The following is a 16,037-nucleotide window of genomic DNA, read 5'->3' on the forward strand; positions in this document are numbered from 1 at the left end:
CACCTCGTTCATCGACCGCTCGCTGGTGTTCGGCGGCGCGGGGTGTACCCGTTTGCTACCATGTGTGCTATCGTTCGTTCTTTCACGCGTTCTGTCTCGGTGTTCGCCGGCGGGTCGTCCCACTGGTCGGGGTCGAAGTCCTCGAACAGGCGGCGGACGTCGTCCCACTCGTGCGTCTCCAGCACCGTCCGGATGACGGGAATCTCGGAGAGTTCCACGTCCTCGACGGTGAACCCCTCGTCGCGGTTCTCCCACGCGTAGCGGTTCAGCGCGGTGATGACCTTCTCGCGGCGGAAGCGTTCGACCGCCTCGGAGGGGTCGTTGCCCGTGTAGTCGCTCTCGGCGAACCGGCCGAGGTGTTCCGTCTCGAACAGTTTCATCAGGAGTGCGTCGGGGTCGACCGGACCGCGTTCGGTCTCGATCTGCCCCTCCGACTCCCAGGCGTACACGTGCTCGACGTACTCCTCGACCGTCTCCTGCTCGACGTGTTTGTCGGCGAGGACGGCCGCGAGGACGTCCGACTCCTGTCGGTCGAAGACGTACTCCTTCACGACGGCGACCCGGCTCTCGTACTCGGCGCGTTCGGCGCGCGAGAACACCGGGGCGTCGTGGAGGCTCTCGGCCATCGCGTCGAGCAAGTCGTCCGGCATGACGACGGTGCCGACGTCCAGCGAGGGGTGGTGCCTGTCGCGGTCCTCGTGCAGGAGGTCCGCGATGACGTCGCGGGTGAACGTGACCGGAATCCCGTGCGTCCCCTCGTTGTCGCTGTCGAAACTGAACTCCTCTATCTCCTCGCGCGTGTCGCCGACCTGCAGGTACCCCCGGTCGAACAGCAACGCCTTGTCGACCAGACTGTAGCCGTCGGGCACGTCGTCGCCGTCGAGGCGGGAGACGACGGAGTACATCGCCGCCGCCTCGACGGCGTGCGGCGACAGTTCCCTGCGCGTGACCGCGCCCGGACCGCTCCGCACGTCCACGAACAGGCTGTCGGTGATGCGGTCTTCGAGTTCTTCCCTGTCCTCGACGTCCCACACGTCCGTCTCGTTCGTCAGTTCGCGCCGGATGAGTTCGGTCTCCAGGGAGACGTTCGTCAGGTAGCGGAACTCGTGTTTGTCCAGCCGACGTTTCAGCGCCTTCAGCGGGTCGCGTCCGTTGCGGTCGGAGTACTTGTCGAGTTCGGCGTCGAGGTCCGGGTTCGAGATGATGAGCAACTGGGTGTCGATGTCCATCCCGATGCCCTTGTCCAGTTTGACGTGGCCCTCGTCGGGGACGTTCAGCAGTTTCTGCAGCAGGTCGGCGTGCTGCGTGGCGTCCTCGACGATGGTGAGCAGTCCGTTGCCCTGCGAGAGGACGCCGTCGTAGCTGAACGCCTGCGGGTTCTTGCGCCCGCGGGAGTCGAGTTCGCGGAGCATGCTCGGCATCCACGACCCGACCAGTCGCTCCTTCGGGGAGCCGTCGTCCTCGGAGTGGAGGACGCCGATACCCTGCCCCACGTCCACGACGTAGTTCTTCACGCGGAGGTGTTTCGGGTCGGTGACGGCGGTGAACAGGTCACGCTTGCCCGCGCGGCGGTACTTCTCCTCGAGGTAGTCGTACGCCTCGCGGCAGAACGGGTCCAGTTCCTCGCCGAGCGAGATGGGGATGTGACCGGTCTCGGTCTCGTTCAGGTCCTCGAGGAGGCTCCGTCGAACCTCCGTCGGGAACACCGAGAGCGGGTGCGACTGCACCGGGCTCTCGTACCAGTCGGACTCGTCTTCGGTGCCGCTCGTCTCGCCGCCGTACGAGAGGCCGCGACTGTCGTCGGCGGTGGAGACGTTCCACTCGACGGTGTAGCGCCGGCCCTCCCGCGTCTTCGAGAACGCCCGAAGCCCGTTGACGAGGCAGCGTTTCAGTTCGGACTTGCCCGTCGCCGTCGGCCCGTCGAACCAGATTATCTTCTCTCCCTTGCCGCGTTCGGCGGCGATGGTCCGCAAGTCGTCGACGAACCGGTTCAGCACCTCGGTGTTGCCGAGGACGGCGTGTTCGCCGCCGTTGGCCGGGTCGTCGAAGAAGCGGTAGCGCTCCTTCTCCTCGCCCTCCTCGACGACCGTTCGGGTGCCGGACGCCTCAATGGCCGACAGGAGGTACTTCGAGGCGTGCGAGGCGATGGTCGGCGACTCGAACGCGGCGTCGACGTACTCCGCGAGGCTCATCGGCTCCTCGTAGGTGCCCCGGAGTCGCTCGTCCGCCTCGCGGATGTAGTCTCTCGTTGGCGTCATGCTTCGAGTTCGCTCTTTGCCACCTCCGCACCGGCGAACTCTAACACCTCTCTGGCACCTTCGCGCGAGTAGCCCTGTTCGACGAGGGCGTCGATCCACGCGTTCCGCTCGTCGTCGTCCAGTTCGTTGGCGCTGACGAGTGCCGAGAAGTTGATGTTGTGCTTCTTGTCCTCCCAGAGTTTGCGCTCGAGGGCGCGGCGGAGCCTGTCGTTGTCCTGCGGGTCGAACGCCTGCCCCTCGCGGGCGCGCCGCGAGACCCAGTTGGAGACCTCCTGTCTGAAGTCGTCCTTGCGGTCCTCGGGGATGTCGAGTTTCTCCTCGACGGAGCGGAGGAACTTCTCGTCGGGTTCCTGTTCGCGGCCGGTGAGTTCGTCCTGCACGGTGGCGTCGTCGATGTACGCCATCACGTGGTCCATGTACTTCTCGCCCTGCCGCTGAATCTCGTCCAAGTCGTACGCCAGCGCGTGGCGGACGTCCTCGATGGCGCGCTCTTTGTACTCCTCGCGCACCATCTCGAGGTAGCGGTGGTAGCGTTCGAGGTTCTCTTCGGGGATGGAGCCGTGGTTCTCCAGGTTCTCCTCGAAGTGCGTGAACATCGACAGCGGCGAGAGGTAGTTGCGGTCGCGGTGCGTCGAGTCCATGATGGCCTCGGCTATCTCGTCGCCGATGAAGCGCGCGGAGACGCCCTCCATCCCCTCGCCGATGTCCGTCTTCGACTCGGCCTCCTCGCGGAGTTTCTTCACGTCGGTGTCGTCGCCCTCGTCTATCTCGCCGTTGTACGCCTTCGCCTTCTGGACGAGGCTGATGTTCCCGCCGTCGGGTTCGACGATGCGGGTGAGGACGCCGAACAACCCGGCCATCTCCATCGTGTGCGGTTCGATGTGCATGTCCGGCACGTCGGCGTTCCGGAGCATCTTCCGGTATATCTCGGACTCCTCGGAGTACTCGAGGACGTACGGGAAGTCGATGCGCTTCGTCCGGTCGTTGAACGCCTCCATCTTCTCGTCGCCCTTCTTGTCCCGGTACTCGGGCATGTTCGTCCGGCCGACGATGACCTGGTCGATGTCGATGCGCGGGTTGTTCTTCGGCTTGATCGTCTGTTCCTGACTCGCGTGCAGGAAGTCGTACAGGAACTCCCGCTGGAGCTTCAGCAGTTCCTCGCCGGAGAACAGCCCCCGGTTGGCGTTACAGAACGCGCCGGAGTAGTCGAACGCCCGCGGGTCGGACTCGCCGTAGACGGCCAGTTTCGAGTAGTTGACGTCGCCCGTCAACTCCGTCTCGTCCTGGTTCTTCTTGTCCTTCGGCTCGAACGTCTCGACGCACTGGCGCTTGTTCTCGCTGGCGACGAGGCGGATTATCTCGATGTGGTTGGAGACGACTTCCTCCAGGTCGTCGTCGTAGTACGCCAGCAGTTTGTCCATGTAGAACTCCGAGGCGGGGTCTAACGCCTGGTCGTTCCGGATGGTGTACGGCGCGTCGAGCGACTCGTTGAGTTGATCGATTATCATGTCCCGTTGCTCCTGCGGGACGAGCACGATGGGGTCTTGATTCATCGGCGACTGGACCACGTCGTCGGCGGGGTCCTGGTCGCGGATGACGTCCGTGAGGTTGGTCCACCGGAACGTGTACATCCGGCCGTCGTCGCGCATCGTGTAGTCCTCGAAGTAGCGCCGCACCATCCAGTCGAAGTGCGACTTCCCGGACCCGACGGGCCCGAGGAGGAGTTTGATGCGCTTCTCGGGGCCGAGACCGCGGGCACCCGACTTTACCTTGTTGACGAATTCGTGGATGGACTCGTGGACCTCGCGGCCGTAGAACGTGTTCTCCCCGTCGTGGATGGGGTCTTCGGAGGCCATCAGGTACTCGACCACGCCGGCCTCCTCGTCGTACTCGGTGCCGTAGTGGTCGAACATGTCGGCAACGCGCTGGTGGGCGTTGCGGGCGATTCTCGGGTCGCTGTAGACTTCTTCTAAGTACCACTCGAAACTCTTTGCCTCGCGGAGGTCCGCGGGAACGGAGTCTTTGTAGTGCTTACTCAGCCCTTCGAGGGTGTCGATGTCACCATTCATTGTTCGTTGACGGATGTCGATAGCGCGACCACGCGCCTCCCGGGGTGCCTCTGAGTACCGGGCGAGAGGCGAGTGCCCGTCCGCGGGGACGGGTCGTGGTCGCTCCTATCGGCCGCCCTCGCACAACGAGTCAGACGAACGGTGGCGGCGAAATCAGCGGCGAGCGACGAGTCGTCGGTGTTCGGCGGACGGTGCGCGGAGGGACGGTTGCTCGGTCCGGTCAACCGAGGCTAACAATGTGTGAGAGACACACACATATAAGTCTTCCTCGCGCTCTGATGCGATTTCGCACTCGGAGAAGATGTGTCGATAATGGACTGTTAATCGGACGGTAGGGAGTCCGATACCGCCGAACTGGGCAGTTCATTGCTACCACGGCCCACATTCCCAGATTCGTATAGGTACGGGGTTCGAAACCGCGTACACGGGCTGTCGGCGGGTCGGCGGCGGACTTCGAGGCGCGGGGCGCTACGAGCGACTCGACGCGACGGCCGTCGCGGGCGACCGGAGCGAGAACGTCCGGCGGGAGTGCCCGCGGTGGGGGACGGCGAGGGACCGAAGGAGATTCGACCGTCGCGTGACTATCGGGCGTATGAGCGACGAGACGGACGGGTCGGCGGCGACGCCGCCCGAGGGGTGGACGCTGTGGAACGACGAACCCGGCGGCCGGCGCATCCTCGCGTACCGGCCCGACGTGTTCAACGAGAGCGAGTTCCCCGCCGAGCAGATGCCGACCATCTTCGTCTGGAACGGGTCGCGCGCCAACCGACCGGGGGCCTCGCGGATTCGAACGGAGACGTGGCGGGCCATCCTCCGACTGGAACCCGACGTCGAGGCCACCGTCGAGGAGTACGACTCTCGGGAGGCCGCAGTGGAGGGGGCGAACGCCCTCGCCCGGCGGTTCGCCGACGGCGAGGTGGCCTACCGGGAGACGTATCAGGCGCCTCCCGAGCGGTATCTGGACCGATTGGACGAACTCACCGGTCGCGACGCGTAAGATTATCCCTCGGGCGCGACTACGACTCGAACCATGACGAAGGTCACGCTCATCGGCGACAGACTCGCGGAACCCGGGACGCAGTTCGTCTACCGCGGTCCGTCCTCGGCCTGCGAGGGCTGTCCGTACCGCAAGCAGTGTCTGAATCTGGACGAGGGCGTCCGCTACGAGGTGAGGGGCGTCCGCGAGAACGCCCAGTTGCTCGACTGCGCGGTCCACGACGCCGGCGTCCGCGCGGTGGAGGTCGAACCCGCGCCCGTCGTCGCCAACGTCCCCTCGAAGGGCGCCTACGCCGGGAGCAAGGCCAGTCTCGCCGGGCCCTGTCCCCACACGGAGTGTCCGAGCCACGAGTACTGCGTCCCCGAGGGCGCCGAGTTCGACCAGGAGTACCGCATCGCCGAGGTGCGCGGCGACCCGCCCCACGACTTCTGCTATCTCGACCGCGACCTGACGCTGGTCGAGTTCGCACCGCAGGAGGAGTAGTCACTCCGCTCTGCCGGCCACTGCCGCGGGCCTCACCCGAGCGTGCCGACGTGGTCGGCGGCGTAGCCGAACTGGTCCTCGTAGCCGTACGCCGAGAGCAGGACGGGGTAGAACGCCCGGTCGGCGGTGAACACGTCGCTGCCGGCGGCGGCGAACCGGTCGCCCGCCTCGACGCGTTCGAAGTTGTTCACGAACACCTCGTACGTCTCCGCGGGTTCCTTCGGGATGCGTTCGAGCATCCGGTAGACGGTCACGTCGTCCTCCTCGCGGCGGTCCAGCGAGAGGGGGGACTCGTCGGCCTCGACGGGCGCGGAGACGACACCCGTCGCGGCGAGGAACGCGCGAATCAGCCAGTAGGCGTTCTCTTCTGCGTCCTCGGTTCCCTGCAGTCCGCACTCGACTTCGACGGTGTGCGCGTGGTCGATGAGGCGGCCGCCGGCGAACTTCCCCGTCTCGACGAGTTCGTCCACGGGGAGGTACGGACAGATGGACCGCGCGACGGCGCCGACGGAGTCGACGAGGGCGAACGGTTTGGCGTACGACTGCGTCGAGTGCAGCGAGAACGTCGTGCAACCGCGGACTTCGCGGGCCAGGTCGGCGGCGAGTCGGGCTTCGTGCGTGTCGGCGTTCGGGTCGCCGGGGAACGCGCGGTTCAGGTCTCTTCGAGGTAGCGGACGTCCGCCTCCAACGCTTCCTCGTTGGCGACGACGAGTTTCACCGGCCGGTCCACGTCGGGCTTCCCAGCGACGAATCGTTCGATAGCGCGGGCACCGCAGGGTTCGTCGCCGTGGATGGAACCGACGACGGCGACCTCGGGCGTACCCTCACCGAGTTCGTAGATGCGCATTGGCGTCCCCAAACGGTGAGCGTTCTAATCGGTTCGGGTTTTCGGCCGCGACTGTCAGTGTTCTAACGCTTCGGCGTACTCGTAGTCCGCGGGGTACGCCGTCGGCCGCGAACCGTCGAGTGCTATCTGCCACCCGTGGAGCACCGTCGGGTCCTCCGACGCCGTCCGCAGTCGCTCGCGGACCTCCTCGACGTCCACGCCGTAGAAGTCCGCGGGCGTCCCTTCGAGGTACTGGAGCGCCGTCCCGAACAGCGACCGCATCCCGGCGTCGTCCTCGAAGTCGAAGTGCTTGTACGCGCCGGCGGCCACCTGCACCATCCCGTGGAGGAACGCCGACTCGACGGTGCCGCGGCCGTAGTTGTACCACTCGTCCTCGAAGCAGTCGTGCGACTCGTGGAACTCGCCGGCGTTGAACAGGCGGACGCCGTGTTCGGTGGCTCGGCGGAGGGTCGCGTGTTCCCACTGGCGTCGGTCCGTCAGCCACCCGGTGGGGTCGCCGAGTGGCGGCGCGACGCTCGGGTCGCGGGTGTGGTCGTCCATGGGAGTCTAATCACGACGGAGCGACCTAACGGCATCGCCGCGAGGGGTACGACTAAATCCGTTCCCGTCGTCGCCTCCCGCATGAGCAACGGACTCAGCGAGGTGCCGGACGCGATAGCCGCCTACGCGGCGGGCGTCGGCGCCGCCGTCGGACGGGGCGGGTTCTACACGCTCGTCTTCCTCCTCGTCCTCCTCGTCGTCGGTCTCGCACCGGTCGGACTGGGCGTCGTCCTCCTCGTCCTCGCCGTCGTCCTCCCGGCAATCGGGGTAGCCGTCGCCCTCGAACTGCCGCGCGTCGTCCGGGAGCGGTTCGGCGGCGACTGAGGGCCCGGCTAACGTCGACGCCCCCGGCCCGTCCGCGAGTTCACTCGGAGCGAGTCCGCCGGCTCTCACCGGTCGTCTCGGTCGCTGGACCGGCCGACGACGCGTCTGATTCGTCTCCCGAGAACTCTGTACTGGTCGGTCCCCGTCCCCTTGCGGAGATACGCGGCGGCGTCGGCGGTGACCCGTCGCTCTAGTGCGTCGTTTCCCTCGCCGGTGAACAGAACGAACGGCATCTCCGGTTGGTCCGCGCGCACGGCGTGTAGGAACTCCTCCCCGTTCATGCCCGGCATCTGGAAGTCGCTGACGACGCAGTCGTAGTCCGCCGTCGGGTCGAGGAGTCGCCGCAGGCCCTCCTCAGCGAGCGTCGCGGTGTCGACGACGAGTCCGTCGTCCAACCGTTCGAGGAACTGCGCGACCAGTTCGGTCAAAGCGGCGTCGTCGTCGACGTAGAGGACGCGCGTCGGGTCCGTCGCCGCCTCCTCGGTGGTCATCTCTCGGGCGACGGGTCCAACGCCGCGTTCGACGAGACGACGACCGTCCCCGCTCCGTCGATGTCGACGGCGAACCCGGCGTACGCGAACGAGACGGCGACCCCCTCGGTCGGGCGCGACCGGTCGCGCGCACCCAGCAACGCGTTCAGTGCGTCGGGATCGACGGCCCCGTAGAGAGGAGGCAGGTCCAGCGGTTCGGCCGAGGCGGCCTCCGCGACGGTCGTCAGTACCGCCTCGCTCACCAACTGGGAACTCGGGTCGAAGACCGCCTGATAAGTCCCGCTAGCTTCGTGATACGCCACGTCCTCGGACGTGACGGCGACCGGTGCCGCGCGTGCGGCGTTCTTGCGGGATGTGCTCATACATTACTGTCGAGAATGTTTCGGTTGAGAGTTCGTATTTCACACGAACGGTCTTTAAATACCGTCAGCCGGTCGAGGCGAGCGTACTCCCGACGAGACGGTCGATACCCCGGCGGAGTCGCGACCCGAACGCCTGCCCGGAGATACCGACTTCCGAGGCGAGGTCCTCGAGAGTCACCTCGCGGGGGGAGTGGTAGTACCCGCGTCGGTGGGCGAGTAGCAGCGCCTCCCGTTGGGGGTCCGTGAGGTCGTACGCCGAACCGCTCCTCGTCGAGGTGAGCGTGTTGAGTGCCCGCAGGGAGACGGTCTGCTCGTGTTCGGCGCAGTAGCGCTGGAAGGCGGCTATCTGCTTCCGGTTGTCCCCCCGTACCTCGAACGTCCACGAGTCGGCCGACCCGACGCCCGAGACGAGCGAGACGTCCGTCTCGGTGATGGCTCGCAGAATTCCCTCGTAGTTCGCGTCCCAGTTCAGACGGAGGAGGAAGGCACCGTCCACCTCGTCGACGAGTCGGACAGTGGTCAGTTCCGGGACTCGTTCGCCGGCCCGGACGACGGCTTCGACCTCCGACCGGGTCACCGACTGCACCCACACGTACGGGATGAGTCCCGGTTTCGTCGGGACCACTCGTTCGAGTTCGACGACGACGTCTTCGAGTTCCTCGAACAGTCGACCCAGCGGAAAGGCGTCGGCGGGAATCGTGAACTCGGCGATAGTCGACATGCCTCACGTAGGCGACAGATAGCGATAAATGTGGCTCGGGGGTCCTCGACACGGGACGCGTTCGACTCCGCGGCACCGAACGGGGGCGCGGGCGGACGGTCGCACGGGGACCGACGCGGGGCCGTCGGTCGCTACGAGGGCTTTCCGTACGAACTTTATAGCAGCGAGTACTGAAATCCAAGTACGACTCGTCCAGAGTCGCACTCTGAACTGCGCGAGGGTGGCCGAGTCTGGAAAAGGCGGCGGACTCAAGATCCGCTCTCGTAGGAGTCCGTGGGTTCAAATCCCTCCCCTCGCACTTCTCGTCTCCGAGCGACAGCGAGGAGCGAGTGCTTACGAGTGATTTGAATCAGGGAGCAAATCTCCGATTTGCGACCGAGGTTCAAATCCCTCCCCTCGCACTTCTCGTCTCCGAGCGACAGCGAGAGCGACGGCCATCGAGGAACCGAACCGCCGGACCGGGTCGCCGAGTTCGCGGACGCACCGCTCTGAGTGACGGAAGGCGGGGTGCGGGCGGCGAACGCGCGATGCGACAGATGCCATCCGACGACGCGCGTCGACGCTCCCGTGGGTATCGGTACCGACCACCAACGGAAGCGTCTGAACGAACGGGACGTCCGAGTAATAGCGTTTTCGACCGAACAGACTCGGCAGTCGCCGAGAGCGGGTTCGCGAAACGAGAGAGAGCGTCGGAGACGCCGGCAGCGACGTCGTTACGCCTCGTCGGCCCGTTCGCCGCCGTCGGTGAGGGGGCGGCCGTCGGCCGTGAGGACGTCGTCGGCGACGGTTCGGGCGCGGGCGACGGAGGGACGGGACTCCTCGGAGAACTCGTCGCCGAGCGTCTCGACGACGGTCATCACGTCGTCGAGTTCGCCCGTTCGATGACGTCGGCGAAGACGTCCTCGTAGGCGTGTGCTTCCCAGTGGCTGACCTCGTAGTCGTAGGTGTTCGTCTGCGAAGCGACGGCGTACTGTAGTTGTCGTGCGGCGTCGGCGGGGCGCATATCCATCGAAACGAACGGGACGGATAAAAGTTTACTCCGACTCGGAATCGAGTTAATCGCTCAGCGGTTCGTCCTGTCCGGTGCCGGTGAGGTAGGCGTCCAGAAGCGAGGGGAAGTCCCGGCCGCGGAGGAACCGGAGGCCGAACTCCTCGGCCCAGTCGACGATGCCGGTGTCCTCGGTGACGACGCGGCGTCGAGTTCTCGCGCGAGAATGAGGAGGTCGAAGTCCTCGCGGGAGTCGAGGATGCCCTGCCTGAGTTCGGTCCGGTACTCGGCCCGAAGGTCGGAGATCACCTGTTCGGGGTCCCCCTCGGCCGCGCGTCGCACCGCGTCCTCGGAGACGCGGAGGCCGCGGTTGACGCGGTCCGACATCTCGTGGACGAAGTCGTGGACGACGGCGGCGGGGACCATCACCTCGTAGCGCGCGGGGTTCTTCTTTATTATCCACGTGTTGAGTTGCGTCTCTATCTCGCCGTCGATGCCGCGTTCGTGCAGGATGCCGACGAGTTCGGCGTGGACCGACGGCGCCATGTAACAGGAGATGTCGAGTCGGAGTTTCGCCCGCGCGATGACGTCGAGCAGTCGGTACAACGCCGCTTCGAGGGTCTCCCCCTCGCGCCGGATCTCCTCGGAGAGAAACAGCGAGGTGTCGAGGACGAATCGCTGCTTGAGCGAGTACTCGGGCATTGTGACCGCGTACGACGCCGCGGTATATGAGGAGTTGGTCGGGCCCGGGCGCGGACGTGTCGTTCTCCCTCATGTCCTGACAACTACCGAATAGGTACACCGATACGTTTATGTGGTTTGGTACCATACAACAGTATTGCTGGTACGCGAGGGCGCACCGGACGACCGAACCGAGCCTTCGGAAGAAGGCGAGGAACGGGATCGACGCAAACACCAAACGGACCGTAACAGGAACGCGAGGTCAACGCGTCGAAGGAAGACCACGACGACCCAGTGCTGTTCCGACAGGAACAGGGCGAAGTCCAAGTACCGGACCACGTGAAAACGGAGTTCGGGAAGTTGGAAGACTCCGTAACAGGGGAGCCCCAAAAGAGACGCGCGGGTCGTGGAAAACGCATCCCGTCCGGGTCCTAATCGTGTCCCAGTTTCTCCGATATTTTCCGTCGAGCGACGCCGCCGTCAGTCGTCGACGAGTCGCGCCATCGCTTCGAGGTACTCCGCCGCGACGAGGGGTTCCGACCGCATCGTCTGCGTCGCGCGGCGACACCCGTGCAACAGCACTGCGCGCGTCTCCTCGTCCGACACCTCGTGGTGCGCGAGGGTCTCGACGAGTCGACGACGCCCTCGACCGTCCCGTCGTCCCGCCTCCGCGCCGCCGCCGCGCCCCTGTCGAGCAACTCCGACAGACTCGCGCGAACGTCGGCGGGCAGTTCTCCCGACACGTCACGAACCGACGGGCCGGGGCGGATAAAGCGTGTCGGGCGGGGAGACGCGACGTCCACGCGAACGTGAGCGACGACGCACCGACACGGGAGATTTACCACGACGGCGGCCGCCACCGACGACATGGACGACGACAGAGTCGCGGTCGCCAGACGGGCGGCCCGCGCCGGCGCCGCCGTCGCGGCCGACCGGTTCCGAACCGACATCGACGTCGAACTGAAGGACGGCAAGACCGACGTCGTGACGCAGGCGGACCGGGACGCGCAGGCCCGCGTCATCGACGTGATTCGGGAGTCCCACGCGGCCGACGCCGTCGTCGGCGAGGAGGAGGACGAACTCAAGCCGGGTCCCCCCGGAGGGGCCCGCGTGGGTCATCGACCCCATCGACGGGACGAACAACTTCGTCCGGGACCTCCGGGTGTGGGGGACGGCGGTCGCCGCCGTGCGCGACGGCGAACCGGTCGCCGCCGCCACCTGTCTGCCCGCACTCGACGACACCTACTGGACCGACGGGGAGGCGACGTACCGGAACGGCGAGGCGGTGACGGTCAGCGACCGGGACGACCCCCAGACGTGCACCGTCTGCCCCACCATCTGGTGGGGATTCGACGAACGCGACCAGTACGGGCGGGCGACGAACGCCATCGTGGACCGGTTCGCAGACATGCGCCGGTTCGGGTGCGCGCAGGCGGTGTTGGCGATGGTGGCCGACGGTCAACTCGACGGCGTGCTGACGAACGTCCGCGCGAACCCGTGGGACTCCGTCGCCGGCGTCCAGATGGTCCGCGCGGCCGGCGGAACGGTCACGGACCTCGCCGGTGACCCGTGGCGACACGACTCGCGGGGCCTCGTCGCCTCCAACGGCGCGGTCCACGACGCGGTACTCGAAGCCGCCCGCGAAATCGACGGATTGAACGGCTGAATCACATGTTCGGCGGCTATCCGTAAGCGAAAAGAGAGCGCTCGCCAACGTTACCCCATGGAACTCGACGAGACGGACCGCGCCATCCTTCGGATACTCCAGACCGACGCGCGGACGCCGTTCAGCGAAATCGCGAGGCAGATAGACATGTCGAGCGCGACGGTCCACGACCGGGTCGGCCGGATGGAGGACGCGGGGGTCATCGAGGGCTACCACGCGAAGGTCGACCCCCGAGAGGTCGGCTACGGCACCTCCGCACTCGTCGGCCTCCGCGTCGAACAGGGCAGAGAGGAGGACGCACTCGAACAACTCCGGGAGATAGACGGCGTGAAAGAGGTCCACCTCACGACGGGCGAGTGGGACGTGATGCTCCGCGTGTACGCCGAGGACACCGACGCGCTCCGCGAACTCATGTTCGACAACATCGCCGAGATGGAGGGGTTCTCGCGGTCGCAGACGATGGTCATCCTCGGCACCGACTTCGAGGACCCCTCGCTGTCGCTGTAGCGCGCGCCGAATCGCCGCGCGGTCCGTCTCTCCGTCACTCGTTCCCGTTCTCGTTCTCTCGCACGCTCAGCGGCCGTTCACGGCGTCGACCGTTCAGACGGCACCGTGCGCGACGCGTGCGAGAGACCGGAATCCTCAACACCCACGCCGCCGGGGTTTCGGGTATGGCTACGGTTGCAGAGCGGGTCGGCGTGGACCCCGAACGACTGTGGGGCGGCGCGTTCGTCGTCGCACTCGTCGCCCTCGTCGGCGGTTCGCTCGCCTTCCCGAGACTCGTCTACGACCGGTTCATCTGGCACTACTTCTGGGGGCCCGTCCAGGCCGACGCGAACTCCGCCGTCTGCGCCACGCGCGCCGGCGGCGCCACGCAGTATCTCGACAGCGCGAGCGCGTGTGCGGCCGCCGCCGAACCCGTCGCGTATCCCGGCTACACGCTCGTCTCCGAAGTCGGCTACATGGTGACGCTGCTGTTCGCCCTCATCGGCGTCGTGTTCCTCATGCGCCGCCTCGACGTCGGCACCGACCGGAGCTTCTTCTACGCGCTGCTCCCGTACATGTTCTTCGGGGGGGCGCTCCGCGTCGTCGAGGACGCCAACGACACGCCCGGCGCCACGGAGGCCCTCATCAGCTACCCGTGGAACGCGCTCGTCATCAGCCCCATCATCTACTTCACCGTCTTCCTCATCACGCTCGGCGCCGTCGTCGTCGCCGTCAGCCTCGAACAGTTCGAGGTGACCCGGTCGTACGAACGACCGCTGTTCGGCATCGGCGTCGTCGTCCTCGTCGTCACCGTCGGCTACCTGTTCTGGCTCGCGTTCACCGGTGCCGACGGCGTGGAGTTCTACCCGCAGGTGCTCCTCGTGATGCTCGTCGGCGCGACGCTGGCCGCGGCGGCGACGTGGTGGCTCATCGAGCGATTCGCACCCGAGATAAACTCCGGTACCGAGACCATCGGGTTCGTCATCCTCTGGGGCCACGCCGTCGACGGCGTGGCGAACGTCGTCGGCCTCGACTGGATGACCGCCCTCGGCGCGGGGCCGAACCTCGTCCCGAAACACCCGGTCAACCAGTTCGTCGTGGACTTCACGGCGAACACGCTCCCGCCGTCCGTCCTCGCCGTGACCGGCGACGCCTGGCCGTTCCTCCTCGTCAAACTCGTCGCCGCGACGTTCGTCGTCTGGGTGTTCGAGGAGGGCATCTTCGAGGAGAGTCCGCGCTACACGATGCTGCTCCTGGTCGCCGTCTTAGCCGTCGGCCTCGGCCCGGGGACGCGCGACATGCTCCGAGCGACGTTCGGCGTCTGAGACGCCCGGACGCCGTCCGTCCCCGAACTCGTGCAATCTAGATTAAATTAAACAACTAGCCCGTTCGCATATTAGTGTGCAGGCCGTCCCTCTGAACGGAGGGGCGTCGCATCCCTCAACCATGTCTTCTCGCTCCCCCTCCAGTCTTCGCGTCCGTCGTCCCGAACGCGCGCCTCTGTAGACGGTGGCACGTTCTCGGCGGTCGGCGAGTAGTTTCTTCCACCGGGCCTTCGACGGCGTTCGTATGAGTTATCGCACGACCGTCGGTTGGTCGCTCATCACGTCCGGCCTCGTCACGTTCCTCCTCGCGTACCTCCCGTACCCCTCCGTCTACTGGGGGGCCGGACTGCTGGTGCTCGGCGTCCTGATATTCCTGACGCGCCGAATCGTCTGAGCGACCGTTCCGGACTCACCTTTTTATCCGAAGACGGAACCAGCGTCACCATCCCCCGAACGTCACCGCACGACGAGACGCGGGAGTCCGACACGGCGTCGTGCGGGCGGGTCGCGTCGCGGACGGCGGCGCGGCGCGAGTGTCGGCTGTTCGCCCTACGGGAACGGGTGGTACGGCCGTTCCAACTCCGCCTCGAACCCGAGCGCCTCGGGCACCGACCGCGCGCGTTCCCCGAAGAACGGGTCGCCCTGAAACAGCGGTTGCGCTTCGGGAATCAGCACGCGGACGGCCTCGAATCCGAGCGAGGCGACGTCTTCGGTCGTCGTCCGAACGGCGTACGCGTCCAGTCCGGCGTCGGCGACGCGTTCGACGGCGGCGTCGAGTTCGGCCTCGCCGGTCGGCACCGAGTCGGGACCGACGCTCTCGGCCGGCACCGACGGGCCGGCGTCAACGAGTCGACGCGCCGGGGCCGGGAAGTCGGCGTACTCGCCGATGGCACCCTCCTCGGCGTCGGCCCGTTCCGGCCCCATCGACCGGAGTTCCATCCAGTTCTGTAACGCCTCGGCGAGTGCCGACCGCGCCGCGTCCACGGGGTCCAGCGACGCGCCCGACCCCATCGCGAACTTCGGCCAGTCGTCGTCCCGGTGGACGGCGACGGCGACGACGGGCACGTCCACGTCCTGCGTGACGAGCAGTGGCGTCGCCGTCAGCCCTTCCGCTCGGGCGCGCTTCGTCAGCGCCCGATACCCGTCGTCGGTCACGTCGAGCCCCAACGGGTCGAACGACGAGTACCACGCGAGCATCGTCGCGTCCCGCTCTATCACCTCGTACAACCCCGAGAGCAGCGCCTCCGCGCCGGAGTTGCCCAGGCCGAGTCCGGTCGTGATGGGGGGGCTTGTGCCGCGTGTTCGGCGGCGGATAGTGCACGAACTCCGCCGGTACGGACACCGACTCACCGGACGAGAGGTGCTCGCCCTCGACCCACGGAATCGGCTCCTCGGCGTCGGGCGCGCGGTAGGAGTCCGGTCGGACGAACCGCGCCGGCGAGACGGGCCGGGCGCGCATCCGTTCTGGTGCGACGGTGAACTCCGCGGCGCGGTAGACGCCGGCGCAGTAGCGTTCGAGCGCCTCCCCGAGCGCTTTCATGAACGCCGCGTCCAGTCGGGTCGACCCCGGCGGCGAGCGTGTCGAGTACTTCGTTCCGCGGCGCGGCCGTCCCGAAGGGACGTCCCAGTCGGCGCCGTTTCCGAGCATCGTGCTCCCGGCCTCCACGACGCGTCGGGGTCGAGTCCGGCCAGACAGTTCGCGCCCACGTAAGCGGTCTCCGGCCGTTCCGTGCTGTATCTGAGCGTCACGCAGGGCGTTCCGAGGATACAGGTCTCCTCCTCGAACGCCGCCCGAGTCG

Annotated in this window: 16 protein-coding genes, 1 tRNA gene and 4 pseudogenes; 8 read left to right on the forward strand and 13 right to left on the reverse strand. The window is 66.7% G+C overall.

Features of this window, described 5'->3' with window-relative positions:
• Window positions 1-8: 8 nt before the first annotated feature.
• Both GJ632_RS10040 and GJ632_RS10045 read right to left on the reverse strand, forming a co-directional pair.
• Entirely contained in the window at window positions 9-2,258 is a 2,250-nt protein-coding gene (locus GJ632_RS10040; RefSeq protein ID WP_191452841.1) for a PrkA family serine protein kinase, read from the reverse strand.
• Window positions 2,255-4,327, reverse strand: a complete 2,073-nt coding sequence (locus tag GJ632_RS10045) for a PrkA family serine protein kinase (protein ID WP_191452842.1) — start codon at window positions 4,325-4,327, stop codon at window positions 2,255-2,257. The genes GJ632_RS10040 and GJ632_RS10045 overlap by 4 nt, the downstream gene beginning before the upstream one ends.
• 592 nt (window positions 4,328-4,919) lie before the next feature.
• Between GJ632_RS10045 and GJ632_RS10050 the strand changes: the two genes are divergently transcribed.
• Complete coding sequence (locus GJ632_RS10050; RefSeq protein WP_191452843.1) at window positions 4,920-5,324, forward strand: DUF5820 family protein; 405 nt, start codon at window positions 4,920-4,922, stop codon at window positions 5,322-5,324.
• Between the two features lie 33 nt (window positions 5,325-5,357).
• On the forward strand, window positions 5,358-5,807 hold the full coding sequence (locus GJ632_RS10055) for a UPF0179 family protein (protein ID WP_191452844.1): 450 nt from the start codon (window positions 5,358-5,360) through the stop codon (window positions 5,805-5,807).
• A gap of 32 nt (window positions 5,808-5,839) precedes the next feature.
• Here GJ632_RS10055 and GJ632_RS10060 read toward each other — a convergent pair.
• Window positions 5,840-6,654: pseudogene (locus tag GJ632_RS10060) on the reverse strand (succinylglutamate desuccinylase/aspartoacylase family protein).
• 54 nt (window positions 6,655-6,708) lie between these two features.
• Window positions 6,709-7,194 (reverse strand): DUF309 domain-containing protein, encoded by a 486-nt coding sequence (locus GJ632_RS10065; RefSeq protein ID WP_191452845.1) that lies wholly within the window; start codon window positions 7,192-7,194, stop codon window positions 6,709-6,711.
• 81 nt (window positions 7,195-7,275) lie between these two features.
• Here GJ632_RS10065 and GJ632_RS10070 point away from each other — a divergent pair, with 81 nt between their 5' ends.
• Complete coding sequence (locus GJ632_RS10070; RefSeq protein WP_191452846.1) at window positions 7,276-7,518, forward strand: hypothetical protein; 243 nt, start codon at window positions 7,276-7,278, stop codon at window positions 7,516-7,518.
• A 65-nt stretch (window positions 7,519-7,583) separates the two neighbouring features.
• Here GJ632_RS10070 and GJ632_RS10075 read toward each other — a convergent pair whose 3' ends face one another.
• The 3 genes from GJ632_RS10075 to GJ632_RS10085 all read right to left on the reverse strand — a co-directional run bounded on the left by GJ632_RS10075 (window position 7,584) and on the right by GJ632_RS10085 (window position 9,092).
• On the reverse strand, window positions 7,584-8,009 hold the full coding sequence (locus tag GJ632_RS10075; protein ID WP_191452847.1) for a response regulator: 426 nt from the start codon (window positions 8,007-8,009) through the stop codon (window positions 7,584-7,586).
• Complete coding sequence (locus GJ632_RS10080; RefSeq protein WP_191452848.1) at window positions 8,006-8,371, reverse strand: HalOD1 output domain-containing protein; 366 nt, start codon at window positions 8,369-8,371, stop codon at window positions 8,006-8,008. The genes GJ632_RS10075 and GJ632_RS10080 overlap by 4 nt, the downstream gene beginning before the upstream one ends.
• 64 nt (window positions 8,372-8,435) lie before the next feature.
• Entirely contained in the window at window positions 8,436-9,092 is a 657-nt protein-coding gene (locus GJ632_RS10085; RefSeq protein ID WP_191452849.1) for a helix-turn-helix domain-containing protein, read from the reverse strand.
• A gap of 214 nt (window positions 9,093-9,306) precedes the next feature.
• Between GJ632_RS10085 and GJ632_RS10090 the strand changes: the two genes are divergently transcribed.
• Window positions 9,307-9,390 (forward strand) — tRNA-Leu (locus GJ632_RS10090).
• Between the two features lie 415 nt (window positions 9,391-9,805).
• On the opposite strand, the gene GJ632_RS23530 is transcribed toward GJ632_RS10090, so the two are convergent.
• The 4 genes and pseudogenes from GJ632_RS23530 to GJ632_RS24725 form a co-directional block, all read right to left on the reverse strand.
• A complete protein-coding gene (locus GJ632_RS23530) occupies window positions 9,806-9,949 on the reverse strand; it encodes a hypothetical protein (RefSeq protein WP_231751467.1) in 144 nt (47 codons plus the stop codon).
• Window positions 9,949-10,095 (reverse strand): hypothetical protein, encoded by a 147-nt coding sequence (locus tag GJ632_RS23535; protein WP_231751468.1) that lies wholly within the window; start codon window positions 10,093-10,095, stop codon window positions 9,949-9,951. The genes GJ632_RS23530 and GJ632_RS23535 overlap by 1 nt, the downstream gene beginning before the upstream one ends.
• 52 nt (window positions 10,096-10,147) lie before the next feature.
• Window positions 10,148-10,782, reverse strand: a pseudogene (locus GJ632_RS10100) (RNA ligase partner protein).
• 459 nt (window positions 10,783-11,241) lie between these two features.
• Window positions 11,242-11,367, reverse strand: a complete 126-nt coding sequence (locus GJ632_RS24725; RefSeq protein ID WP_255473558.1) for a hypothetical protein — start codon at window positions 11,365-11,367, stop codon at window positions 11,242-11,244.
• A 261-nt stretch (window positions 11,368-11,628) separates the two neighbouring features.
• On the opposite strand from GJ632_RS24725, the pseudogene GJ632_RS10110 reads away from it, so the two are divergent.
• From GJ632_RS10110 to GJ632_RS22065, 4 genes and pseudogenes are all read left to right on the forward strand, one after another.
• Window positions 11,629-12,427 (forward strand): annotated as a pseudogene (locus tag GJ632_RS10110) (inositol monophosphatase family protein).
• A gap of 57 nt (window positions 12,428-12,484) precedes the next feature.
• Window positions 12,485-12,934, forward strand: coding sequence for an Lrp/AsnC family transcriptional regulator (locus GJ632_RS10115; protein ID WP_089807363.1), 450 nt, complete (start codon window positions 12,485-12,487; stop codon window positions 12,932-12,934).
• A gap of 164 nt (window positions 12,935-13,098) precedes the next feature.
• A complete protein-coding gene (locus GJ632_RS10120) occupies window positions 13,099-14,238 on the forward strand; it encodes a DUF63 family protein (protein ID WP_089807361.1) in 1,140 nt (379 codons plus the stop codon).
• 244 nt (window positions 14,239-14,482) lie between these two features.
• Entirely contained in the window at window positions 14,483-14,632 is a 150-nt protein-coding gene (locus tag GJ632_RS22065) for a hypothetical protein (protein ID WP_197427959.1), read from the forward strand.
• Window positions 14,633-14,787: 155 nt separating this feature from the next.
• On the opposite strand, the pseudogene GJ632_RS10125 reads toward GJ632_RS22065, so the two are convergent.
• Window positions 14,788-15,790: pseudogene (locus GJ632_RS10125) on the reverse strand (YcaO-like family protein); the annotation flags it as partial.
• Window positions 15,775-15,987 carry a hypothetical protein gene (locus GJ632_RS10130; RefSeq protein WP_394351794.1) on the reverse strand — a complete coding sequence of 71 codons (213 nt, stop codon included), beginning with the start codon at window positions 15,985-15,987 and terminating at the stop codon, window positions 15,775-15,777. The pseudogene GJ632_RS10125 and the gene GJ632_RS10130, both read right to left, overlap by 16 nt.
• Between the last annotated feature and the right edge of the window lie 50 nt (window positions 15,988-16,037).

Source organism: Halogeometricum sp. CBA1124, assembly GCF_009741955.1.
Taxonomy (GTDB): domain Archaea; phylum Halobacteriota; class Halobacteria; order Halobacteriales; family Haloferacaceae; genus Halogeometricum; species Halogeometricum rufum.